General features: G+C 67.4%; 21 protein-coding genes. 12 read left to right on the top strand and 9 right to left on the bottom strand.

Annotated features, from left to right (window positions below; genetic code table 11):
• Nucleotides 1–2 precede the first annotated feature (2 nt).
• Nucleotides 3–560, top strand: coding sequence for a TetR/AcrR family transcriptional regulator (locus tag VI08_RS19010; RefSeq protein WP_045831213.1), 558 nt, complete (start codon nucleotides 3–5; stop codon nucleotides 558–560).
• On the opposite strand, the gene VI08_RS19005 is transcribed toward VI08_RS19010, so the two are convergent.
• The 3 genes from VI08_RS19005 to VI08_RS18995 form a co-directional block, all read right to left on the bottom strand.
• Nucleotides 561–1529 carry an ATP-grasp fold amidoligase family protein gene (locus tag VI08_RS19005; RefSeq protein ID WP_052698064.1) on the bottom strand — a complete coding sequence of 323 codons (969 nt, stop codon included), beginning with the start codon at nucleotides 1527–1529 and terminating at the stop codon, nucleotides 561–563.
• Between the two features lie 283 nt (nucleotides 1530–1812).
• Nucleotides 1813–3915 carry a phosphocholine-specific phospholipase C gene (locus VI08_RS19000; RefSeq protein ID WP_045831212.1) on the bottom strand — a complete coding sequence of 701 codons (2103 nt, stop codon included), beginning with the start codon at nucleotides 3913–3915 and terminating at the stop codon, nucleotides 1813–1815.
• Nucleotides 3916–4032: 117 nt separating this feature from the next.
• Nucleotides 4033–4926: a LysR family transcriptional regulator gene (locus VI08_RS18995; RefSeq protein ID WP_045831211.1), complete on the bottom strand. Its 894-nt coding sequence runs from the start codon at nucleotides 4924–4926 to the stop codon at nucleotides 4033–4035.
• 99 nt (nucleotides 4927–5025) lie between these two features.
• Between VI08_RS18995 and VI08_RS18990 the strand changes: the two genes are divergently transcribed.
• The gene (locus VI08_RS18990) at nucleotides 5026–5748 is read left to right on the top strand and encodes an SDR family oxidoreductase (RefSeq protein WP_045831210.1); all 723 of its coding nucleotides are present in this window, start codon (nucleotides 5026–5028) and stop codon (nucleotides 5746–5748) included.
• A 3-nt stretch (nucleotides 5749–5751) separates the two neighbouring features.
• Here VI08_RS18990 and VI08_RS18985 read toward each other — a convergent pair whose 3' ends face one another.
• From VI08_RS18985 to VI08_RS18975, 3 genes are all read right to left on the bottom strand, one after another.
• On the bottom strand, nucleotides 5752–6855 hold the full coding sequence (locus tag VI08_RS18985) for a hypothetical protein (RefSeq protein ID WP_045831209.1): 1104 nt from the start codon (nucleotides 6853–6855) through the stop codon (nucleotides 5752–5754).
• Nucleotides 6856–6930: 75 nt separating this feature from the next.
• Nucleotides 6931–7707, bottom strand: a complete 777-nt coding sequence (locus VI08_RS18980; protein ID WP_045831208.1) for a LytR/AlgR family response regulator transcription factor — start codon at nucleotides 7705–7707, stop codon at nucleotides 6931–6933.
• Nucleotides 7704–8822, bottom strand: a complete 1119-nt coding sequence (locus tag VI08_RS18975) for a sensor histidine kinase (RefSeq protein ID WP_232309598.1) — start codon at nucleotides 8820–8822, stop codon at nucleotides 7704–7706. Before VI08_RS18975 ends, VI08_RS18980 begins: the two co-directional genes overlap by 4 nt.
• A 146-nt stretch (nucleotides 8823–8968) precedes the next feature.
• Here VI08_RS18975 and VI08_RS18970 point away from each other — a divergent pair, with 146 nt between their 5' ends.
• Together VI08_RS18970 and VI08_RS18965 are read left to right on the top strand one after the other, a co-directional pair.
• On the top strand, nucleotides 8969–9337 hold the full coding sequence (locus tag VI08_RS18970) for a hypothetical protein (protein WP_045831206.1): 369 nt from the start codon (nucleotides 8969–8971) through the stop codon (nucleotides 9335–9337).
• Nucleotides 9338–9347: 10 nt separating this feature from the next.
• Nucleotides 9348–9842, top strand: a complete 495-nt coding sequence (locus VI08_RS18965) for a hypothetical protein (protein ID WP_052698062.1) — start codon at nucleotides 9348–9350, stop codon at nucleotides 9840–9842.
• On the opposite strand, the gene VI08_RS18960 is transcribed toward VI08_RS18965, so the two are convergent.
• Nucleotides 9843–10742, bottom strand: coding sequence for a LysR family transcriptional regulator (locus VI08_RS18960; RefSeq protein WP_045831205.1), 900 nt, complete (start codon nucleotides 10740–10742; stop codon nucleotides 9843–9845). It abuts the gene before it with no gap.
• Between the two features lie 130 nt (nucleotides 10743–10872).
• Between VI08_RS18960 and VI08_RS18955 the strand changes: the two genes are divergently transcribed.
• The 3 genes from VI08_RS18955 (at nucleotide 10873) to VI08_RS18945 (ending at nucleotide 13877) form a co-directional block, all read left to right on the top strand.
• On the top strand, nucleotides 10873–11802 hold the full coding sequence (locus tag VI08_RS18955; RefSeq protein WP_045831204.1) for a pyridoxamine 5'-phosphate oxidase family protein: 930 nt from the start codon (nucleotides 10873–10875) through the stop codon (nucleotides 11800–11802).
• 26 nt (nucleotides 11803–11828) lie between these two features.
• Nucleotides 11829–12719 carry an alpha/beta fold hydrolase gene (locus VI08_RS18950; protein WP_045831203.1) on the top strand — a complete coding sequence of 297 codons (891 nt, stop codon included), beginning with the start codon at nucleotides 11829–11831 and terminating at the stop codon, nucleotides 12717–12719.
• Nucleotides 12720–12833: 114 nt separating this feature from the next.
• Entirely contained in the window at nucleotides 12834–13877 is a 1044-nt protein-coding gene (locus VI08_RS18945; RefSeq protein ID WP_045831202.1) for an alpha/beta fold hydrolase, read from the top strand.
• Here the strand turns inward: VI08_RS18945 and VI08_RS18940 are convergent, their stop codons facing one another.
• Nucleotides 13878–15107, bottom strand: a complete 1230-nt coding sequence (locus VI08_RS18940; RefSeq protein ID WP_045831201.1) for a LysR family transcriptional regulator — start codon at nucleotides 15105–15107, stop codon at nucleotides 13878–13880.
• 149 nt (nucleotides 15108–15256) lie between these two features.
• Between VI08_RS18940 and VI08_RS18935 the strand changes: the two genes are divergently transcribed.
• Genes VI08_RS18935 through VI08_RS18920 form a run of 4 tightly spaced genes read left to right on the top strand, consistent with a single transcriptional unit; the run spans nucleotide 15257 to nucleotide 19775 of the window.
• Entirely contained in the window at nucleotides 15257–16132 is an 876-nt protein-coding gene (locus VI08_RS18935) for an amidohydrolase family protein (protein WP_045831200.1), read from the top strand.
• On the top strand, nucleotides 16129–17025 hold the full coding sequence (locus tag VI08_RS18930; protein ID WP_045831199.1) for a hypothetical protein: 897 nt from the start codon (nucleotides 16129–16131) through the stop codon (nucleotides 17023–17025). The genes VI08_RS18935 and VI08_RS18930 overlap by 4 nt, the downstream gene beginning before the upstream one ends.
• 22 nt (nucleotides 17026–17047) lie before the next feature.
• Nucleotides 17048–18346 (top strand): C4-dicarboxylate transporter DctA, encoded by a 1299-nt coding sequence (gene dctA / locus VI08_RS18925; protein WP_045831198.1) that lies wholly within the window; start codon nucleotides 17048–17050, stop codon nucleotides 18344–18346.
• 40 nt (nucleotides 18347–18386) lie between these two features.
• Complete coding sequence (locus VI08_RS18920) at nucleotides 18387–19775, top strand: carbohydrate porin (protein ID WP_084621618.1); 1389 nt, start codon at nucleotides 18387–18389, stop codon at nucleotides 19773–19775.
• On the opposite strand, the gene VI08_RS18915 is transcribed toward VI08_RS18920, so the two are convergent.
• Nucleotides 19776–20216 carry a nuclear transport factor 2 family protein gene (locus tag VI08_RS18915; protein ID WP_045831196.1) on the bottom strand — a complete coding sequence of 147 codons (441 nt, stop codon included), beginning with the start codon at nucleotides 20214–20216 and terminating at the stop codon, nucleotides 19776–19778.
• A 243-nt stretch (nucleotides 20217–20459) separates the two neighbouring features.
• On the opposite strand from VI08_RS18915, the gene VI08_RS18910 reads away from it, so the two are divergent.
• Nucleotides 20460–23393, top strand: coding sequence for a TonB-dependent receptor (locus tag VI08_RS18910; protein WP_045831195.1), 2934 nt, complete (start codon nucleotides 20460–20462; stop codon nucleotides 23391–23393).
• Nucleotides 23394–23507 lie beyond the last annotated feature (114 nt).

The following is a 23507-nucleotide window of genomic DNA, read 5'->3' as shown; positions in this document are numbered from 1 at the left end:
CCATGCGTGCTGATGCCCAAAAGAACTACGCGCTGATTCTCAGCGTGGCGCGAGATGTGGTCGCGGAACAGGGCGCGGACGCGTCGTTGCGCGATATCGCACGGCGGGCGGACGTGGGCCTGGGCACGCTGTACCGGCATTTCCCGTCACGCGAGGCGCTGTTCGACGTGCTGCTGCGCTCGAGCCTGGACCAGCTCACGGGCCTGGCCGCCGAACTCGAGGCTGCGCATGCGCCGGACGAAGCGCTGGTGGCCTGGGCACGCGATGCCGTGGCATGGACGCAGCAATTCCGCGGCGTGGTGGACCTGATGGCTGCCGCGATGGATGACGAAACATCCCCGCTCTACGTCGCCTGCAAGGCGGTGCGCTCGTCGGGCGCGCGCCTGCTCGCACGGGCGCAGGCCGAAGGCACGGCACGCAAGGACATCGACGGCGCGGATTTCCTCGCGTTGATCGCAGGGCTGGCGTGGCTGGGCGAACAGGCGGCGTTCGCGCCGCGGGCGCCGCATCTGTTCGGGATCGTCACCGGCGCGCTGCTGGGTGCCCCGGCGAAGCGCTGACTAGCAGCTGCTCGCCGAGTCGATCGAGGGCACGACGTCGATCGACGCCGCCACGCTCGCCGGTGGCGCCACCACCGGCACGGTGAGGCTGATCTGCGGGGCAGCCGCCTCGCGGGCAAGCTCGCCGAGGATCATGCGCGAGGCCACCGCCTCGCCGTCCTCGGGGTAGAAGATACCGTTCGCGCCGCTGGGGCAGTTGGTGAGCTCGCCCACCAGCACCTGTTCGCCGTTCGAGTAAAGGTCGACGCGGATAAGCGAGAAGCCCTTGCTGAGCTTCGCGGCCGTGTCGATCATCGCGGCAAGGTTGGCCGGCCGCTCCACTTCGATGGTGCCCTGTTCGTAAACGAGGCCAAAATGCAGCGGCTTCCAGTCGAGGTCGAAGAAGCGGCGGCAGTGGCGGATATGCCGGTTCGCATCCACCTGGATAAGGCGCGGCTCGCCGTTGAAGCAGAACACCTTGTAATCGACAAGGTCCACGGCGTTGAAGATGATGGGCTCGACGATCACCTTCGGCTGCAGGAAGCGGTAGTTCGGCTCGCGCGACTGGCGGTAATAGTTGAGCTGGAACCAGCGGCGGATGCGGCCCAGGTCGAGCGCCTCCCCATGGCGGCGGATGATCACCTCACCGCTGGCATGCGTGGGCTTGATGACGCAGGCATCCGGGAAGATATCGGCGGATACCTCGCCAACGTGGCGCAGCACGCGGGTGGTGGGCACGTTGAACGCGTCGCCAATGGTGTCCCGGACAAACACCTTGAGCAGCTCTTTGTCGGTGACGAACACGCGCAGCGGATCCGACAATTCGCCGGAGGCTTTCATGCGGTAAATGACGTCGTTCACCAGCTGGCTTTCGCGCCGGGGCAGCCGCTTGTGCTGGTGCAGGAAGCTCGCGAAGTGGATGGTCGCGTCGATGACCGACCACGCCGGCAGGCGGGTGACCAGGGACCGCTTCTTGAACTTCTCAGACATCCTTGCATCCTCCGTGTTCAACACGCCGTCGGGCGGCCGGAGGTTGCACGTTTCCGGCTGCCGGGCCGGGGCTCCTAGCAGGCTGCAACCTGCACAGTAAGCCCCTTTTTCGGCAACCCTACCCCAAAACGGCCGGAAACGTGATGAAGGTCTCATCGACTTAGATGAATAGTCGACGATTAGGATGTGACCTAATTCACTACGTAATATTACCTAAGTGTTGAACGCAAAAGGCCCGGCGCATGCCGCACCGGGCCTTTTCCCTGCATGAAGTCAAACTGAATCAGCGGCCCCCGAGCGCCGGATCGGAGACGGAATCCCTGCCGGTTTCACGATGGCCCGCGAACCGGCGGGAGAACAACGGGTCGGCGTCGCTCGTGGCCACGACGTCGTACCAGTGGTCGCAGCCGCCGATATCCCAGTGCGTCTCCACTTGCTGGCCAGGCAGCAGCCAGTAACGTCGCGGCGGCTCGTGCAGGTAATCGTTGGCCTGCACCGTAATGGCGCAGGGGCGGCCACCGTTGTTGACGAGCAGCAGGTGCAGGTCGTCACGGTGGCGCCCTTCCACCAGGGTCACTTCGGGCAGGGCCAAGCGGTGCGTATCGGCCTTGTCCGGTTGCTTCCCGCTGAACTGGCGCATGAAGCCGTTCGGGCCTATCACCGTCAGATCGTACGCGCCGCCACTGTAAGCGCTGGTCCAGTGATCGGAGAGCGACTTGCCCGCCTCCACCGTATAGGCCCAGGGGCCGTCCGTGCGCAGCGTGGAGGTCACGTGGAAGCACGCGCCGAGGTCGCCGGTGTTCCTGAAATCGAGCCAGTAGCGCCCGGCGTCGATATCCAGGCGGCCCGTGGTTTCCAGCTCGTAGGGAAGCGCGCGCGCCGGCCGCTGGCCGCGCTCCTGGCGCGGCAGGTGCTGCTCGGTGGGCGGCGCCGGATGCACCGCCGGGTGGTCGCCACGATCGGGCTCCCAGCCGGTGGTGGCCGGCAGGCGCGGCATGCGGCCGTCGTGGCCATCGAGGTCGAACGCGCGCGTGAGGTCACCGCACACGGCGCGGCGCCACGCGGAAATGTTCGGCTCCATGACCCCGAAGCGCTGTTCGAGGAAGCGGATGATGGAGGTGTGGTCGTAGGTTTCCGAACACACCCAGCCCCCTTTGCTCCATGGCGACACCACCAGCATCGGCACGCGCACGCCCAGGCCGTACACGCCGGCGTTGAAGCCATCGCCGCCGGGATACACCTCGCCATCGATGCTTACCGTCGACAGGCCGCGATCGGCCGTGGCGGGTGGATAGGCCGGCAGCACGTGGTCGAAGAAGCCGTCGTTCTCGTCGTAGGTGATGAACAGCGCGGTCTTGCTCCACACCTCGGGGTTCGACGTCAGCGCCTCGAGCACCTGGTCGACGTACCACGCGCCGTAGTTGGCCGGCCAGCTCGGGTGCTCGGTATACGCTTCGGGCGCCGCGATCCACGATACCTGTGGCAGCGTGCCGGCTTTCACGTCCTTCTGCAGCAGTTCGAACAGCGACTGCCCGCCGAGCGTGTTGGTGCCCGTGCGCGCCTTGTCGTACAGCGGGTTGCCCGGCTCGGCGTTGCGGTACTGGTTGAAGTACAGCAGCGAGTTGTCGCCGTAGTTGCCGATGTAAGGGTTGGAGCCCCAGCCCCAGCCGCCCGCGGCATCGAGGCCGGTGCCGATGTCCTGGTAGATCTTCCACGACACGCCCGCGGCCTCGAGGCGCTCGGGGTACGTCGTCCAGCCATAGCCTTCCTCGGCATTGCTGAGGACGGGCCCACCGCCCTGCCCGTCGTTGCCCACGTAGCCGGTCCACATGTAGTAGCGGTTCGGGTCGGTCGAGGAGAGGATGGAGCAGTGGTACGCGTCGCACACGGTGAACGCATCGGCCAGCGCGTAATGGAAGGGGATATCGTGGCGGGTCAGGTACGCCATGGTGGTGGTGCCCTTCGAAGGCACCCACTGGTCGTATTTGCCGGCGTTGAACGCGGCCTGGGTATCGTTCCACCCGTGCGGCAGGTCTTCGATGAAGGTAAGGCCGAGGTTTTCCGCCTGCGGGCGGAACGGCAGCAGGTAATCCGCACTGCCCGCCGCCACCGGCTGGTGGAACACCGAGCGGCCCGACGCCAGCGTGTGCGTGCGCGTATCGCCAAAGCCGCGCACGCCACGCATAGTGCCGAAGTAATGGTCGAACGAGCGGTTCTCCTGCATGAGGATCACCACGTGCTCGATATCCTTGAGCGTGCCCGTGCGCCGTGCCGCCGGCACCGCAAGGGCTTTCTGGATCGAAGGCGGCACCACCGCCGCCGTAAACGCCGCACCTGCGGCGCCAAGGGAAATCTTCAGGAAATGACGCCGGTCCTGGGATGTCATGCGTGTCCCCGCGCGCTTATTGTTTTCCCCCTGCGGCGGTGATTGTCACGACGCGGTATGACATTTTTGCGAGCGCGGCGCAGGTAACTGCGCGCGCCCGCAAAAGCGCAACGCGCATCACGCTTCGAAAGATTTTACGTGGTCGACCAGCGCACGTACTTTCGGCGCCAGGTGGCGCCGGCCCGGGTAATAAAGATAAAAACCAGGGAACGGCGTGAGCCATGCATCGAGCATCGTCACCAGCTCGCCGCGCACGATGTAGGGCCTGAACGTACCCTCCACGCCGAACGTGATGCCGCCACCGGAAAGCGCGGTGCGCAGCATCACCCACACGTCGTTGGTCATAAGGCCCGCGCCCACGGCGACGTCGAACGGCTTGCCGTCTTCTTCGAACTCCCATCGGTACGGCGCCACGCGCGGCGCCGGACGCCAGCCGATGCAGCGATGGTGGATGAGGTCGCGCGGGTGCGCGGGCGCAGCATGCGCCGCGAGGTAGGCGGGGCTCGCCACGCAGACCTGGCGCGTGGGGCCGCCGACGGGTACGGCCACCATATCCTGTTCAATCACCTCGCCAAGGCGCACGCCGGCGTCGTAGCCCTCCGCGACGATGTCGAACTCGTCGTCGGTGACAGTGATGTCGAGTTCGATGCCCGGGTGCGCGAGCAGGAACGAGGCGAGCAACGGGCCGTCGAGGAAGCGCTCGGCGATCGTCGACACGGCAAGGCGCAGTTGGCCCGTCGGGCGGCCAGCGAGGCTGCCCGCGGCTTCCACCGATGCGGCGAGGTCGGCGAGGTTGGGCGCCACGCCAGCATGCAGCTGCACGCCGGCTTCCGTAAGGCTGACGCTGCGGGTGGTACGCCGGACGAGCGCGACGCCGAGCTGGTCCTCCAGCTTGCGGATCGACTGGCTGACCGCGGAGCGGGTAACGCCGAGGCGATCGGCCGCTGCCCGGAAATTCCCGGCATCGGCCACCGCCACGAAGGCCTGCAAAAGGTTGAGGTCGAGGCTCATTGGTTAATCCTACTAACCAATGTGGGCAGATGCTACCGGATTGTCCAGTGGATACGGCACGCCTAACGTAGGTTGCCTACCCCTACCGAAGGACATCCCATGGACAAGACCGTACTTATCACTGGCGCCTCGAGCGGCATCGGCGAGGGCATCGCCCGGGAGCTGGCCGCCGCCGGCGCCCGCGTCTTCCTCGGCGCGCGCCGCACCGATCGCCTGGAACGCATCGCCGCCGAGATCAACGCCGCGGGTGGCACGGCCCTCTTCCGCTCGCTCGATGTCACCTCGCGCAGCGACGTGCAAGCCTTCGCCGATGCCGCGATCGCGGCATGGGGCCACGTCGATGTCATCGTCAACAACGCGGGCGTGATGCCGTTATCGCCGCTGGCCGCGCTGCACGTGGACGAGTGGGACCGGATGGTCGACGTGAACATCAAGGGCGTGCTCTACGGCATCGCCGCCGTGCTGCCGCACATGACGGCGCGCATGCAAGGCCACGTCATCAACATCGCCTCGATCGGCGCGCTGAACGTATCGCCCACGGCCGCCGTGTACTGCGCCACGAAGTTCGCCGTGCGCGCCATTTCCGATGGGTTGCGCCAGGAAACGCAGGACCTGCGCGTCACGTGCATCCACCCCGGGGTGGTGGAAAGCGAGCTGGCCGGCACCATCACCGACGCCAGCGCGGCGGAGGCGATGAAGGCCTGGCGCGCCGTTGCGCTGCAGCCGGATGCCATCGGCCGCGCCGTGCGCTATGCGATCGAGCAGCCCGGCGACGTGGACGTCAACGAGATCGTCGTGCGCCCGACGCGCTCGCCGCATTGAGACCTACTTGATCAACGCGAGCACGAGTTCGACGGCGATGAGCACGACGATGGTGATTTCGAGCAGGCCGGCGCGGCTGACGGACGCCTCGTCGTAAAGCGCCGCGTAGGTGTCGCGGACAATCTCGAGTTTGCGGTCCACCGCGGTGCTCAGCCCGGGCACGCCGAAGAGTTCGAGCGTGGCGGTGTACACCGTGGCGAGGTAGGGGTGGCCGGTGGCTTCGAGGGCGTTTTCCACGCGTTCGGTCAGTTCGGTCACCTCGGCCCACACGGTGTACAGGCGGCGCGCGAGCCGCGACAACTGCGCGGGCGCGGAGAACGCGGGCACCGTGCGGGTCCGGTCCACGAGGTCGTACATGCGCGGCAGCTCGTCGTCGAGCAGGTTGCCGTAGTAGCGCAGCTCCAGCAGCTGCGCGTTCGCGACTTCGAGCACGGCGGCCACGCCCGCGTCGCCGCCCGGCTGGTACAGCAGTGCGCGGTCGCGCGTCACCACCACGCAATCGTCGGCGAGGTAGCCGAAGCGGTGTTTCAGCAAGGTCTCGCGTGTCTCCACGGACAAGGGACGCGGATCGCCCGCGAGCAGCGGCGACAGGTCGACGACCTTGTGCAGCACGTCGGGCAGCGGCGCGGCGAAGGCATCGATCTCGATGAGTTGGTAATCCTCCTGGATCACGGCCTCGTTCGGCCGTTCCAGCGCTGGCAGGAAGCGGGCCTTGGCGTCGGCGAGGAAGGCGGTCCACGGCGCCGACGGCTTGTCCAGCGCCAGTGCCTCCTCGATCAGCCGCGCCGTCTCGACGAAGCGTGCCCACGGCAGGTCGTCGAGCACGAAGGTGATGGCCAGCGCGATGGCGCCGAAGTCATACAGGTGGACGGCGACCTCGCCCGTGAGCGTCGCGGCACCCACGGGGATCTCCACCGTGGCGTACTGCAGGCGCAGGGGCGGCACGTCGAACGTCAGCGGCCCGGCAAGGCCGGTGGCCACGGCCATGTCGGTGCACAGGGCCCGGGCCTTCGCCAGGTCCGCGGCATACGAGACATCGAACAGGCCCAGCGCCGTGACGCGGGCGCGTCGGACGATGGGTGGCGTGGTTTCCAAAGCAGTGGGCACGGGTCACATCCTGGTAGCGGCGGCACCGTCATACACGTGCAGCATGACAAGCGGGCTGCGGGGGTACCGTGAACCCTAGCCGCCGGGGCGCAGCGAGACCAGCTTCAGGAAGGCCTCGTGCTGGTAGCGGCTCATGCGCAGCTTCTGGCCGGTATCCATCGTCAGCACGTGGTAGCCGTTGAACCAGGGATGCACCGCCTGCACGCGGCGCACGTTGACGATGGCCGAGCGGTGCACGCGGGCGAAGTGGCGCGGGTCGAGCCGTTCGGCCAGGCCCGCCATCGTTTCACGCAGCTCGTGCTCGCGGTCGGCTAGGTGGATCACCACCGTGTTGCGGCTGGCCTTGATCCACACGATATCGTCCACCGCCACGAAGGTGACCTGCTCGTCCGCGCGGATGGGGATGCGGTCGAGGTAGGCATCCTTGCGGCGCAGCGCATCCAGGGCCTGCATGATCCGCGCGGAGGCATCGGCACCCTGCGCCGCGCTGGCCACCCTGCCCTTCGCCCTGCCGAGCGCATGCGCGAAGCGTTCGCGGCTGAAGGGCTTGACCAGGTAGTCCACCGCGTTGGCGTCGAACGCCCGCACCGCGTACTGCTCATACGCCGTGACGAACACGGTCGCAGGCATGCGCTCGATGCCGACGGTACGCGCCACGTCCATGCCGGTCATCGCCGGCATCTGGATATCGAGGAAGACAAGGTCGGGCGAGCCGGATCGGATCGCCTCTACGGCCGAGGCCCCGTCGCCGCACTCGGCCACGTGGGCCACGTCCGGGTCATCCTTCAGCAGGCGCAGCACGGCCTGCCGCGCGATGGGCTCGTCATCCACCACCAGCACGGCGAGTTTCATGCGGCGGCCACCTCGGGCTCGTCGGCGTCTTCCACCGGGTGGTAGGGCATGCGCAGGCGGCAGGCCACGCCTTGCGGCCACAGCATCTTCAGGTCCACCTGCCCGGCCGCGCCGTACAGTTCCTGCAGGCGGAGCGTGGTGTTCGACAGGCCGATGCCATGGCCCGCCGGGGGCTTGTCGTTGCCCTCGAGCGTGCTGTTGCGGTTACGCACCTCGATCACCAGCGCGTCGCCATCGCGGCGGCTCTCGATCTCGATGCAGTCACCGCCCAGCCGCTCGCCGATGCCATGGCGTATGGCGTTTTCGACGATGGGCTGCAGGATGAGGCTGGGCACGGCGCAGGCCAGCGTATCGGGGGCCACGTAGATGCGCGTGTCCAGCCGGTCCTTGAAGCGCTTGCGCTGGATGCCGAGGTAGAGGTCGAGCAGCACCAGCTCCTGGCGCAGCGTGATCTCCTGCCCCTGGCATTCATCGAGGAACGCGCGCAGCAGGTCGCTGAGCTTCAGCAGCATGTCTTCCGCCGAACCCACGTCCTCGTGCAGCAGCGTGGCGATGGCGTGCATGGTGTTGAACAAGAAATGCGGCTGCAGCTGCGTGCGCAACACCTGGAGGCGTGATTGCGCCAGTTCGGTCTCCTGCCGTGCCTTTTCCGTCCGGTAGTGCATGGCCTGCTGCACGGCGAACAAGGCCCAGCACGTGAGCATGCCCTCTGCCGCGTGCTGGTCGACGAACTGCCGCCATTGCTCGGCGAGGCCACTGGGTTCGAAGAACGTGGAGATGAGCGCGCCCAGGAACATCGACAGCGCCGTGATGCCGACGCTGGCAAGCAACGGCATCCACAGCTCACGGATGCGCAGCGGCACGCGGATGGGGAAATGCTCGCCCAGGCGGAACACCAACGGTGCCAGCGCCGCCCAGATGTACCACTGGATGAGCGACCAGCGCACATAGTCGAAAAAATCGAAGGTGTGGCCGGCCAGGTCATCGCGCATATAGCCCTGGAACGCGAAGACGATGGCCACGATGCCCCATAGCCCCAGGTAACGGGTCATGCCGATCTCAGCGGTGCCAAGGCGGACCTTCATGGGGCGGTTCCAGCGGGTGGTCGCGGCCATCTTAGGCACGCTGCCGCGGTGCTGGAAAGCAAAACCGCGCGTCGCTGCCATTGGTCATGCCCGTACGACGATTCGTCCCGAAAACATTCCGAAGCGTTGCCCGAACAGGCTCCATGGAGCCACCTGACGCGCAAAGGAGCCCCACCATGCATCGCATCCTCCCGACCCTGGCCCTCGCGGGCGCCGCCTTCTTCAGCACGACGCCCTTCGCGGCCTCCGGCCCCTTCAACCTCGTGAATGCAACGGCCGACAGCGTCACCGCGGTGGCCGTCGCGCCTGGGGGCAGCGACGCCTTCCAGGCCGTGGACCTTGGTGGCCCGCTCGTCGGTGGCCTGAACGCCATGGCCTTCGCCATGCCCGATGGCCCCTGCCAGCGCGACCTGCGGCTGACGTTCCGCGACGGCCGCACCACGCGCCTCAGCGGCATCGACGTATGCCGCACGCACGGCCTTCGCCTCAACGATGTCCGCGGCCGTATGATCACGCCCGATGCCCTCGCCAAGCAGGGCCCCTAAGGGAGCGCGCATGAACAAGGGTTTCCTCGCCACGATGCTGGCAGCCACGCTGGCCGCCAGCGGTGCCCACGCCGCGCCGGCGGCCTCGGCGCCGTCGCCGCTGTTCGGCCGCTGGGCCGTCGATACGAGCCGCATGGACATGCCACCGGAAGCGCGGCCGAAGAGCGTCACGCTGGCCTTCAGCGATGCGGGCGGCGGCAAGGTGGGCCTCACCGTGGATATCGTCTTCGCCGACGGCAAGACGGTGCACACCGTGGGCACCAACCCCGCCGACGGCACGTCGGTGCCAGTCGTAGGCAGCCCGGAGGCCGATGCCGCGGCCATGGAACACCCGCAGGCGAACGTGCTGGTCATGGGCCTCAGCATGGGCGGCGTGCCTGCGTCGACGCGCGTCTATGCCGTGGCGCCCGACGGCAAGACGATGACCGAGGTGGTGTCGTTCTACACCAACGAGGGCAAGCCGGCGATGCGCACGCACTACTTCACCCGCGTGGCATCGCCCTGATCAGCCCAGGTGCGGGTGCTCGCGAAGGTGCGCCGCCAGCAGGTCGATGAAGTGGCGCACCTTCGACGCGCCGAACTTGCCCTCGCGGTGCAGGATGTGGACGGGTAATGGCGCTTCCTCATGCTCGGCGAGGATCACGCTGAGCTGGCCCGCGGCGAGCTCTTCGCCCACCTGGTACGACAGCAGCCGCGCCACGCCCAGGCCGCCCACGGCGGCGGCGATGGCCGCGTCGTTGCTCGTCACGGTGAGCCGCGGTTTCATCCGCACCATGGTGGGGTCGCCCGCGGCGCCGAACTTCCAGTCCACGCGTGGCGTGACGCCGCTGGCGGCGATCACCGTGTGCTGTAGCAGGTCGGCTGGGTGCGCGGGCGTGCCCTGCGCGGCGAGGTAGGCGGGCGACGCCACCATCACGCGGCGCACCTGCCCCACCCGCAGTGCCTGCAGGCTCGAATCAGGCAGGTGCCCGATGCGGATGGCCACATCCATGCCCTCGTCCACCACGTTCACCACGCGGTCGAGGAAATAGGCGGCGACATCGACGCCGGGGTATTGCTGCAGGTAGCGCACGATCACGGGCATGACGAAGCGCCGCCCGAACAGCACCGACGCCGTGACCGCGAGGCTGCCCCTGGGGGCCGCGTTGACGCCCGCGGCGGCCTCGTTCGCCTCGGTGATGCTGGCCAGGATGTTGCGTGTGTCGTCGAGATAGCGCTTGCCTGCGTCGGTGAGCCGCACGTTGCGCGTGGTGCGGGCCAGCAGCTTCACGCCCAGCTCGTCCTCCAGCGCCGCGATGGCGCGGGTGACGGCAGCGGGCGAAAGATCGATGCGGCGCGAGGCGGCGGCGAAGCTCTCTTCCTCGCCTACCGCGACGAACACCTTCATCAGGTGGATCTGGTCCATGGCGTGGCACCGGGCGGAATGCAGCCCCGACTTTATCCCTTCGCCACGCGCAACAGTCAATTGAGCGCCGCCGCGTTCCCGGCCCGTGCCCGTTTCAGAAGAATGGCCCCAACGCAACGAGGGCCACCCCATGAACGGCAAGCACCCCTTCCACGACGGCGAGCGCGCGGTGCAGGCACGGGCGGGCGAGACCGCCACCGCCGACCGCCACCTGGCCATGGTCGGCGACGAGGTGATCGGTGGCGCGCGCCCGTTCATCGCCAGCCAGGGCATGGTGGCGCTGGGCAACACGGATGCCGCCGGCCGCCCGTGGGCATCGCTGATGTTCGGTGCACCCGGGTTCGCGCACACGGCCGACGGGCAGTTCATCACCGTCGACATGCCAGCCAGCCGCCGCGACGCCACCGATCCGCTGTGGGCCGGCATCCGGCCCGGTGCCGACCTCGGCATGCTGTTCATCGAGCTGGGCACGCGCCGCCGCTACCGGGTCAACGGCACCGTGGTGCGTGACGACGGCGCAGGCATCGAGGTCATGGTCCGCGAGGCTTACCCCAACTGCCCGAAGTACATCCAGCGGCGCGTGCTGCGCACCCTTTGCCACGGCGGCGCCGATGCGCAGAGCGCTGCCGGCACCGCCTTCGCCGGCAGCGTGGACGGGATCATCCGCGCCGCCGACACGCTCTTCATCGCGACGCGCCACGCCGAGGCCGGTGCCGACGTCTCCCACCGCGGCGGCGAAGCGGGCTTCATCCAGCGCATCGATGCACACACCCTGCGCATCCCCGATTACCCCGGCAACAGCCTGTTCAACACGTGGGGAAACCTGGCCGTGGACCCCCACGCGGGCCTGTGCATCCCCGACTTCACGCATGGCCGGCTGCTGCAGCTCACCGGCACCGCCACGTTGCTGTTCGACGAGGAGGATGCCGCCGGCGCGACGGGCGGCACCCGCCGCTTCATCACGTTCCACCTCACCGAATGGACCCTCCGCGACGCCATGCCCCGGGCCGAGTGGACCTACCTGGATGCGTCACCGTTCAACCCGCCTGCCAACCCCTGATGCCCTGAACCCCTGGAGATACCGCCATGACCACCCAAGCCAAGCCCCCTGTCGTCTTTTACCGCAACGAGACCATCGACGGCCTCACCATCGCCTACCGCGAAGCCGGCCCCGCCGACGCGCCCGTGGTGCTGCTGCTCCACGGCTTCCCCACCTCGTCGCACATGTTCCGCAACCTGATCCCGTACCTGGCCAACCGTTATCGCGTCATCGCGCCCGATTACCCCGGCTACGGCGAGAGCGACGCGCCGGCCATCCAGGATTACCACTACAGCTTCGAAGGCTTCGGCAACATCGTCCGCACGTTGCTCGAGCGGCTGAAGGTGGAGCAGTACGCCATGTATGTGATGGATTACGGCGCACCGGTGGGTTGGCAGCTGTTCCTCAAGAACCCCGAGAAACTCACCGCCCTGATCGTGCAGAACGGCAATGCCTACGACGAGGGCCTGAAGGCGTTCTGGGACCCGATCAAGACCTACTGGGCCGATGGCGCCGCAAGCAGCCGTGACGCGCTGCGCTGGCTCGTGAAGGCCGAGACCACTATCTTCCAGTACACCGACGGCGTAGACGACACCACGCGCATCTCGCCCGATAACTGGGTGCACGACCAGCGCCTGCTCGATCGCCCGGGCAACGAGGACGTGCAGATGGACGTGATGTACGACTACCGGAAGAACGTGCCGCTCTACCCGGAGGTGCAGCGCCTGTTCCGCGAATACCAGCCGCCTACCCTCATCACCTGGGGCGAGCGCGACACGATCTTCCCGGCCGATGGCGCGCACCCGTACAAGCGCGACCTGAAGGACCTGGAGTTCCACCTCTTCCCCACCGGCCACTTCGCGCTGGAGGACAAGGGCGACGAGATCATGCCGCTCATCGGCGACTTCCTCGACCGCAAGGTGGGCGCAAAGGCCTGATGCGCGCGAACGCCCGGCCACGACGATGGCCGGGCGTTCGATCGTGCAAGCCACGGTGGTTTCGGCGGTGCATGCTTGCCGATGGCAGTTCCCCGCACAAAGGCACGCACGACCATGCACGACGATACCCACGCCGGCCGCCGGCGTTTCCTCGCCCTGGCGGGCACCACCTTCGCGGCCGTGGCCCTTGGCCAGGAGGCAGCACCGAAGTCACCCGCTGAACTTGCCGCCACGGGCGCCAGCAGCCCGCCCGACGGGCCGCCGTTCGGCGAGGTGAAGCAGATCCATGCGGGCGTGCTCGATGTCGGCTATGTGGACATGGGCAAGCCACGCCACCCGGCCGTGCTCCTGCTGCATGGCTGGCCCTACGATATCCATGCCTTCGCCGACGTGGCCCCGGCACTGGTGGCGAAGGGCTACCGCGTCATCGTCCCTTACCTGCGCGCTTATGGCACCACGCGTTTCCTCGACGAGGGCACGCCGCGCAACGGCCAGCCGGCCGCCATCGCCGCCGATGCGGTCGCCTTGCTGGATGCGCTGAAGATCAAGAAGGCCATCGTGGCCGGCTTCGACTGGGGCGCGCGCACGGCCGATATCCTCGCGGTGCTGCACCCGGAACGCTGCAAGGCGCTGGTATCGGTCAGCGGCTACCTCATTGGCAGCCAGGAGGCGGGCAAGAAGCCGCTGCCGCCGAAGGCCGAACTGCAGTGGTGGTACCAGTTCTATTTCGCCACCGAGCGCGGGCGCATGGGTTACGAGCAGAACCGCCACGACTTCAACAAGCTGATCTGGCAGCTCGCGTCACCACGCTGGCATTTCGACGACGCCACGTACGAACGCTCGGCCGCGGCCTTCGACAACCCCGACCACGTGGCGGTGGTGGTGCACAACTACCGCTGGCGCATGGGCCTGGTGGAGGGCGAAGCGAAATACGACGCCGACGAGGCGAAGCTGGCGACCGGCCCCGCGATCGGCATACCCACCATCACCCTGGAGGGTGACGCGAACGGCGCGCCGCACCCGGAGCCGGCGCAGTACAAAGCGAAGTTCACCGGCAAGTACGAGCACCGCACCATCGATGGCGGCATCGGGCATAACCTGCCGCAGGAAGCACCCGATGCCTTCGTGAAGGCGGTGGTCGACGCCGCCCGCCTGTGATCAACCGCGCGGCGCGCTGGCGGCTTTCTCGGCCGCCATGCGCCGCAACAGCGCCACGAACCGTGCCTGCAATGGCGTGGGCATCCACTCCGTGCGCCGGGTCAAGGCGATGCGCCGCCAGAAATCCTTGCCCGGCGAGCCGATCTCCACGAGATGGCCGGCGCGGCTTTCCAGCAGGAACTGGTCGCGCGACATGAGCGTGAGCCAGTCGCCGGCCAGCATCATGCCGCGCATGATCAGCACGGAGGCACATTGCAGCCGGATCGGCGGCGGCTCCACGCCGCGCACGTGGAACATCCGCTCCCAGTTCAGCCGCAACGGCACGCCGCGCGCGGGCACCACCCAGGGGTGGCGCAGCAACGCGGCCGTGGTTAGGCGCCCGCCGCGCAAGGGGTGCCCTGCCCGGCCCACGATGACCAGTTCATCGTCGAACAGGCCCTCCTGCACGACATCGCGCGCCGGCACTGTCTGCCGCTCCGACCCGATGAGCAGGTCCATGTCGCCCTGGCGCAGCCGCGACAGCAGTTCCAGGTAAGGGCCTTCGATGACCTCGACCATGGCGCCGGGATAATCCACGGCGAACGTCGACAGTACGCGCGGCAGGAAGTGCGCGCGCGCCACCGGTAGCACGCCGATGCGGATGAACCCGCGGCCCACGTCACCTCCGCCGCCGATCTCTTCGATGGCGGCACTGAGCTCGGCGAACATGAGGCGTACGAAGTGCACCAGGTTGGTGGCGCCGTCGGTGGGCCGCACCGAGCGCCCCACGCGCACCAGGAGGGCCACGTGCAGGGCATCCTGCAACTCGCGCATCGCACGGTGCAGCGCCGGCTCGGATACGCCAACGTCCTCCGCCGCGGCGGCATAGCTGCTGGTGCCCACCACGGCCACCAGGGCACGCAGCTGCGCCATGGTGACGCGCCGCTCCACATGCGCGATGGCCGGGCCTTTCGTGCCACGGCGCACGCGGCGCACGCCGCGCACCAGCAGGCGGAGAGCGGTGTCCACGCGGCGTACGAAGCGGCGCCCGCCTTCGGTCAATTCCGCGCCCGCCGCGTGGCGATCGAACAACCGTGCGTCGATCACGCGCTCCATCTTGGCCACGGCGTGCGCCAGCGCCGGCTGCGAGAGGCTGACGGCCTGCGCGGCGGCGCTCATCGTGCCAAGGCGCGCCACGGCCTGTACGGCATCGAGGTGGCGCAGGTTGAGGGCGTGCACGCGCTGGTCCATATCATTAACCTTTTTCGATACCCTGATCGTAATTCGAATTAGCCTCCAACGGCATGCCGGCGCATATTCCGTCGCACCCAACGACACCGCCATCTTGCAGCGCAACAATTTTCAATAGCGTATGCGAATGGCCCGACTGCTCCGCCCCCATGCATGAGGCTGCCGTGATCCTGTTCGACACCCACACCCACGTGATCTCGCCCGACGCGGCGACGTACCCCACCGGCCCTATCGGCGGCAAGCAATCGGAGTGGTCGCGCGAGCGGCCCGTCGACGCCGGTGGCCTGTTGCGCGCCATGGACGCGGCAGGCATCGAACGTGCCGTGGTGGTCCAGGCCTCCACGGTGTATGGCCATGACAACCGCTATGTCGCCGATACCGTCAAGGCGCACCGCGACCGCCTCGTGGGGGTGTATTCCATCGATGCCATGGCGCCCGATGCCGTGCAGCGCATCGACCAGTGGCAGGCCGAAGGGCTGCATGGTTTCCGCCTGTTCACCACGGGCAGCACCATGCCCGGCCAGGCCAGCTGGCTTGGGCACCCGGACTCGTACCCGGCGTGGGCCCATGCCGAGGCGCTTGGCATCCCTGTTTGCCTGCAGATGACGATGGAAGGCTTGCCCATGCTGCGCGACTTACTCACGCGCTACCCGAAGGTGCGCGTGTTGCTGGACCACTGCGCACGCCCGGACCTCAGTGGCGGCAAGCCGTACACCGCGGCACAGCCACTGTTCGACATGGCGGCGTTCCCGGGTGTGTACCTGAAGCTGACGAACCGCACGTTGGAAGCCGCGACACAGGGCAGCTCCGCACCGGGGGATTTCCTCGCCGCCATCCTCGGCGCCTTCGGCCCGGGGCGCATCGCCTGGGGCTCGAACTTCCCCGCCGCGGCCGGCACGCTCGCGAACCTCGCCGCGCAGGCGCGCGCCGTACTGGGCGACCTGCCGCCCGACGCGCAGGATGCGATCGGGCATGGCACGGCGGCGCAGTTGTACCCGTTCGCCACCGCGGGTGCCGCCGCATGAGCACGGCCACGCTCCGCACGGTGCTCGGCAACTACCCGCACACGCAGGCGTTGAAGTCCGCCGGGCTGCCCCACGACGTGGTGGCCTTCGATTTCGTCGAGGTCGCGCCCGTGCACAAGGCGTTCGCACCGATGGTGCGCGAGGCGGCCTACGACCTGTGCGAGCTGGCCATCGTGACGGCACTCCAGGCGATCGCCTACGGCGCGCCCATCGTCCTGCTCCCCGCCGTCGTGGCCTCGCGGTTCCAGCGCGGCTGCCTGGTGGGCTGGGAGCCCAACGGCATCCCGCGGCCCGATGCGCTGGCCGGCAAGCGCATCGCCGTGCGTGCCTACACGCAAACCACCGGCATGTGGGTGCGCGCGCACCTGCACGAGGACACCGGCGTCGACACCGCAGACATCCATTGGGTGACGCAGGACCCGGCGCACGTCGCCGATTACGACGACCCGCCGTATGTGACGCACGTGGCCAGGGACAAGAGCCTTGCCGACCTGCTGCGCGAGGGCACCGTGGACGCTGCCATCTTCGGCAACGACCTGCCCAGCGAGTCCGGCTTCCAGCCGGTGCTGGCCGACGCCAGCGCCCGAGACCGCGCCTGGTGGGCCACCCACGGCTTCATGCCGATCAACCACATGGTGGTGGCCAGCCAGCAGGCCTGCGATGCATCGCCCGGCGCGGTGCGGGCCGCCTACCAGCTGATGAAGGACGCCGCGGAACGGCTTGATCGCGCCACGGACGCCCCCGTGCCCTACCGTTTCGGCTTCACGGCGCTGCGCGGCCCGGTGGCGTACACCATCGAGGCGTGCCAGCGGCAGGGCCTGCTGCCACGCGCGCTGCACGTCGACGAAGTGTTCGCCCCCGCCATGGACCTGCTTGGCCATGACGGCGACTGACCTCCACGCTTCGGAACCCCGGATGACATTGAAACCCGCCACGCAAGCCACCCCGCGCCCCGTGCGCAAGCGCTTCTACAACGACCTCACGTTCCAGGTGCTTTTGGGCATGGCGCTCGGCGTCGCCGTCGGGGCGCTCGCGCCGGATATCGGCGCGCAACTGAAACCACTGGGTGACGTCTTCATCCGCCTTATCCAGATGGTGGTGGGCCTCATCATCTTCTGCACGGTGACGCACGGCATCGCCAGCGTCCGCGACCTGGGCAAGGTGGGCCGCATCGCGGTGAAGGCCATCGTGTATTTCGAGGTCGTCACCACCTTCGCCCTCGTCATCGGCCTGGTCACCATCAACGTGCTGAAACCCGGCGTGGGCATGCACATCGACCCGGCGGCGCTGCATACCTCGGCGGACAAGATCCACCCCGCCGCGAACATGAGCTTCGGCGAGTTCCTGCTCAACCTGGTGCCAAAATCCGCGGTGGAGGCCTTCGCGCAGGGCGAGATCCTGCAGATCCTGGTGTTCTCGGTGCTGTTCGCCTGCGGGCTGGCGTCCCTGGGCGACCGGGCCAGGCCCGTCCTCGACGTGGTGCACCTCGTATCGCAATCGCTGTTCTGGGTGATCCGCGTCGCCATGAAGATCGCCCCCATCGCGGCGTTCGGCGCCATCGCGTTCACCGTGGCGAAGTTCGGGCTGGAAACCCTCATCCCGCTTGCGGCGCTGGTGGGCGAATTCTTCCTCACGTGCGTGCTGTTCTTCGTCATCGTGCTGTGGCCCATCGCGCGCTGGTCGGGGTTCAGCCTGTGGAAGCTCATGCGCTATATCCGCGAGGAGCTGGTGCTGGTCATCGGCACCAGCTCCTCGGAGAGCGTGTTCCCGCAGCTCACCGCCAAGCTCACCAAGCTCGGCGTGCAGGAATCGGTCGTCGGCCTGGTGCTGCCCACCGCGTACAGCTTCAACCACGACGGCACCTGCCTGTATTTCGCGGCGGTGAGCGTGTTCCTTGCGCAGGCCACGGGCACGGCGCTGGGCTGGGAGCAGCAACTCGGCCTGCTGCTGGTGCTGCTCGTCACCTCCAAGGGCGGCGCGGGCGTGGCCGGCTCCGCCATCGCCGTGCTGGCCATGACGCTGGCCGCGACCAAGACCATACCCGTCGGCAGCATCGCCCTGGTGCTCGGCGTGCACCGCATCCTTTCATCGGCCTTTGTATTCACCAACATCGCCGGCAACTGCGTGGCCACCCTGGTGGTGGGCAAGTGGGAGAAGGCCGTCGATACCGAACGGCTGGCCGAAGAACTCCACGTGGGCCACCGGCCCGCCTGACCACACCATGATCTGAGTCTGCCCGGGGAGGGGACGACGCATGATGCACCAACGCAAACGCCCAGGCTGGAAAGCCATGGGCCTGGGGGCCCTTTGCGCCCTCGCCACCGCCACCGCGTGCGCCGCGCAGGATGAGACGCAGGCCACGGCCAACGGCACGCCGCAGGATCCGTTCGCGGCGCAGCTGCAGGCGCTGGCCCGCGACGGCGTGTTCATTCGCGCGAACCTGATCAACCAGTACGCCACCAACCCGCGTGGCGGCGTGGACCAGGGCCGCACCAATGTCGGCCAGTTCAACATCGGCGCCGACCTCGACATGCAGAAGCTGGTGGGCATCCCCGGTGGCAGCTTCCACTTCACCGTGTACCGCGACTACGGCAATGGCCTGAACCATGACGTGACCGGTACGTTCGCGAAGCAGCAATACATCTACAAGAACGAATTCCCGCGCTGGCACCTCGGCCTGTTCGCCTGGGAGCAAAAGTTCCTCGGCGACCGGCTCGACGTGCTGTTCGGCCGCCTGGGCACCACCAGCTACTACGCCCACCTGGCCACCAACTGCCAGTTCCAGTCGGGCACGCACTGCGGCGTGCCGCGCCTCATCAATTCCGAGGCCGGCTACAGCCTGCTGCCCTCGGCCACGTGGGCGCTGAACGGGAACTACAAGCTCACGAAGCATGCGTATATCGAAGCTGGCGCGTACGAGGTCAATCCCACCACCTCGGCCAGTAATGGCATGGATTTCTCCATCGCCAACGCCACGGGCGTCACCTTTCCCGTGGAATGGGGCTGGGTACGCATGGACCCGGCCGAAGACCCCTACGGCTTCGAAGTGAAGGCGGGCGGTTACCTGAGCACCGCACCGCTCACCGATCCCTTCTACAACACCACGGGCCGCTCGCGTGGGCGCTACGGTGGCACCGCGCGCGAGGCAAGCTCGGAGCGCTCGGGCGTGTACCTCATGGCCGACCACGTGGTGTGGCGGCCCAGCCCCGGCTCGTCGCGCAACCTCGATGTCTTCGCCGGCATCGCCCACCAGCTCGAGACCGACGAGATCATGCGGCGCCAGGTGTACGCGGGGTTCGTGCTCACCGGCCCGTTCGCCAGCCGCCCGACCGATACCGTGGGCCTGTCGCTGTCGTACTTCCGCATGACCGACGCCGAGGAGGCCTACCTCAACGATGCCCGCCTGAAGGCCGGCGGCACGGGCAAGAACAACCCGAACCAGTTCACGGTCGAATTGAACTATGGCTGGAAACCGGTGCCCGGGCTCACCGTGATGCCGAACATCCAGTACGCGATCCACCCCGATAACTCGGGCCTGCCCAACACCAAGACCGTGCCAAAGAACCTCCTCGTCTACGGCCTCAACGTGCAGGTGAACATCTCGCGCCTGTTCGGCCTGCGCCGCCCGGCCGCGGTGGAGTGATCAACCCGCCGGGCAATCGTCGCGACTGTTGTCGGCGATGCCGGCGATGACCCACTTCCCGTCCATCTTCACCAGGTGGACGAGATCGGTGCCGCAATGGACCACCTTGCCATTGAGGCGGAAGTCGTAGCGCGCCCAGATGATGGCCAGGTTGTCGTCGATGCGCACCAGCGGTTCGTAGATGCGTTCCTCGATCGCATCCTTGCCCGGCTTGATGTGCTCGATGAAGCCGGCCAGCGTGTTGCGCACCACCTTGTCCTTGCGCAGCAGCGCCACGCTGCCCTCGGGCTGCACGGTGGCGCGCATGGCCGCCTGGTCGTACTTCGCCATGCCTGCGAGGAAGGCCTGGAACGGCGCGAGCACCGCCTTGTCCTCGTCGGCGGCGAACGCGGCGGGCGCGGCCAACAGCAGGCAGGCCGTGGCGATGGTGCGTTTCAGCATGGTTCCTCTCCCCCGGGTGTGGTGGCGCGATGCTAGCCCCGCGCCGACGCGGCGCGCCCGTGCCTTTTGGGCCACGACCGCAAGTTCTTGCGCCCGCCACCCGTACGTCAGCTGAACGCGTTCGTACGAATCTGCTGCGCCGCGAAATGACACCGGTGTTGCACACGGGCCATTCTCGCGCCGCGAGCGCGGGGGGCGCTTCGGCACATCCGATAACTAACGTCAGAAGACGCGGGGAAACCAATGAATCGTAGCCATTTGCCGCGCGGCACCGCCGCGCCTGCCGTCCGCTTGCGGCCGCTGGTCGCCGCCTGCGCCATGGCCCTGCTGATGGCCGCCGGCGCCGCCGCGGCGCAGGATTCCTCGCCGGCCCAGACCCAGCCCGCCCAGGTGCCAACCACGTCCAAGCCGGCGGACGTCAATGCAAAAACGGCAAAAGACCAGAAAGCAGCGCCCAAGGGCACGACGACCGACAGCGTCAGCAACCTCGATGCGGTGGTGGTCACGGGCATCCAGGCCTCGATCCAGAACTCGCTGAAGGCCAAGCAGAACTCCGGCAATATCATCGAGGCCATCTCGGCCGAGGACATCGGCAAGCTGCCCGACAGCAGCATCGCCGAAAGCCTGGCCCGCGTGCCCGGCCTGGCCACGCAGCGCGTGGACGGCCGCGCGAACCAGATCTCGATCCGCGGCCTGGCACCCGATTTCGCCGGCACGCTGCTCAACGGGCGCGAGCAGGCCACGATCGGCGAAAACCGTGGCGTGGATTACGACCAGTACCCGTCGGAGCTCATCAGCGGCGTCGCCGTGTACAAGACACCCGACGCCGCACTGATCGGCCAGGGCCTCTCCGGCACGGTGGACCTGCACACCATCCGGCCGCTCGACCTGCCCAAGCGCGCCATCGCGGTGAACCTGCGCGGCGAGACCACCGATAACGGCAACCTCAACCACGGCAGTGGCGTGGGCGACGTGGGCCACCGTGCGAGCTTCTCGTACATCGACCAGTATTTCGACCATACCCTCGGCCTGGCGGTGGGCTTCGCGCAGCTGGATTCGCCCATCCAGGAGAAGCAGTACCAGGCGTGGTGGTGGAGCCTCAACAACGGCTCGCAAGGCGCCGAAACGAACTGGGGCGCGCCGCATACGCCGGGCATGCCTGATAACGTGCTGTCGCAGGAAGGCATGCAGCTGCGCTCGAAATCGGAGAACCAGCTGCGCAACGGCCTGATGACCGTGCTGGAGTGGGCGCCGGACGACCACTACCACTCCACGCTCGATCTTTACTATTCCACGTTCGATTCGAAGACCAACGTCAACGGCCTGCAGTGGTCGAGCAGCCCGTACGACAACGTCTCGTACTCCAACGTGGGCCTGGAGCCCTCGCTGCCCTACCCCATCGCCACCACGGGCCATATCGATGGCCTCAAGGCGATCATGCAGAACGAGCACACGCGCGAGAAGGACAACCTCTTCGCCGCCGGCTGGAACAACCAGTACGACTTCGGCAACGGCTGGATGATCAACGCCGATGCGTCGTACTCGATGGCGAAGAAGCGCCTGCACGATGCCTACCTGTTCGCCGGCCTGCCGGGGCAGGCCACCAGCTCCACCGACTACGCCACGCCGCAGCACGAGCACTTCCCCGACTTCAGGCCCGGCACCGACTGGGCCGACCCGAGCGTGGTGCAGTTCACGGACCCGAATAACTACGGCTACAACGGCCGCGCCGAGTACGACAAGCAGAAGGACACGATCCGCGCCTTCCGCCTCGAAGTGACGCACCCCGTGGGCTGGATCTTCAGCGATGCCACGCTTGGCGCCAACTATTCCGACCGACGCAAGACCAAGTCGGCGGATGTCTTCTTCGCATGGCTGAACGGCAACGGCTCGGACGCCGATACCTACGTGCCAGGCTACGGTGCCGCCATCGACCCGTCGTTCCTCACGGGCATCACCGACCTGAGCTACGGCGGCTTCCCTGGCGTCGTGAACTACAACGTCAACGAGGCGCTGGGCAGCCAGTTCTATCTCACCCAGCGCAACGGCCAGGCCGACTGGAGCCGCAACTACAGCGTGCGCGAGAAGGTGCCGGTCGTGTACCTGAAGCTCAACATCGACACCAACGCGGGTGGCATCCCCATTGGCGGCAACATGGGTATCCAGGCGGTGCGCACGGACCAGTCGTCGGTGGCGCTGCAGACGAACGGCGACACGCTCGTGGGCCGCATTTCCGACGGCACGCGCTACACCAAGGTGCTTCCCAGCCTGAACCTGTGGGCCGAAATCGGCGAGAAGCAGTACCTGCGCTTCGGCCTGGCGAAGACCATGGCGCGCGGCCGCATCGATGACGAGAAGGTCGCCACCTCGGCAGGCGTGGCCCAGATCGAGGACGGCCCGGCGGCCGGCCAGGTGCTGTGGTCCGGCAGCGGCGGCAACCCGCACCTGAAGCCTTATATCGCGGTGGGTGCCGACCTTTCGTGGGAAAAATATTTCGGTGACGCGAGCTACGTGGCCGCGGCGGTGTTCAACAAGAACCTGCTGAACTACATCTACAACGAGACAGTGCTCGACTACGACTTCTCGAATTACGTCAACGACAACCCCACCCTGACGCCCACCAGTACGCGTGGCTCATTCACCACGCCGCAGAACGGCACGGGCGGCAAGATCAAGGGCCTGGAACTGCAGGGCGGCATCGAGGGCAAGATGATTTCGTCCTGGCTCGACGGCTTCGGCGCGCAGGGCAACTTCACCCTCACCAACAGCACGCTGCCCACCAGCGCCGTCTCGACGATCCCCGGTGGCCCCAGCACCCTGCCCGGCCTGTCGCGCAAGGTGGCCAACCTGGCCGTGTACTACGAAAACCACGGCTGGTCGTTCCGCGTGGCCGAGCGGTATCGCTCGTCGTTCACGGGTGAAGCGGTGGCGCTGTTCGACCAGCTCGGTTACACCACGGTGCTGGCCGACAAGCAGACCGACTTCCAGGCCGGTTATGAGTTCGAAGAGGGGCGCTACACGGGGCTGGCCTTCCTGCTGCAGGTGAACAACCTGACCGATTCGCCGGAGAAAACCGTGCAGACGGCGGGGCTACCGAACAACGTGAAGGTGCAGCGCCCCCTCGACTTCAAGACCTTCGGCCGCACCATCATGTTCGGCGTCAACTACAAAATGTAGCTTGGCCGCCGCCCCCCTGTAGGAGCCCACTCGTGGGCGACATCTTTTCGCGAATAACCGCATACCCCGTGGCGGCTGTACGAAAGGCTGTCGCGCGCAATGAGGTGACCCCCA

This window comes from Luteibacter yeojuensis (assembly GCF_000964085.1).
Classification (GTDB): Bacteria; Pseudomonadota; Gammaproteobacteria; order Xanthomonadales; family Rhodanobacteraceae; genus Luteibacter; species Luteibacter yeojuensis_A.
This window is presented reverse-complemented; position numbering and strand designations above follow the sequence as displayed.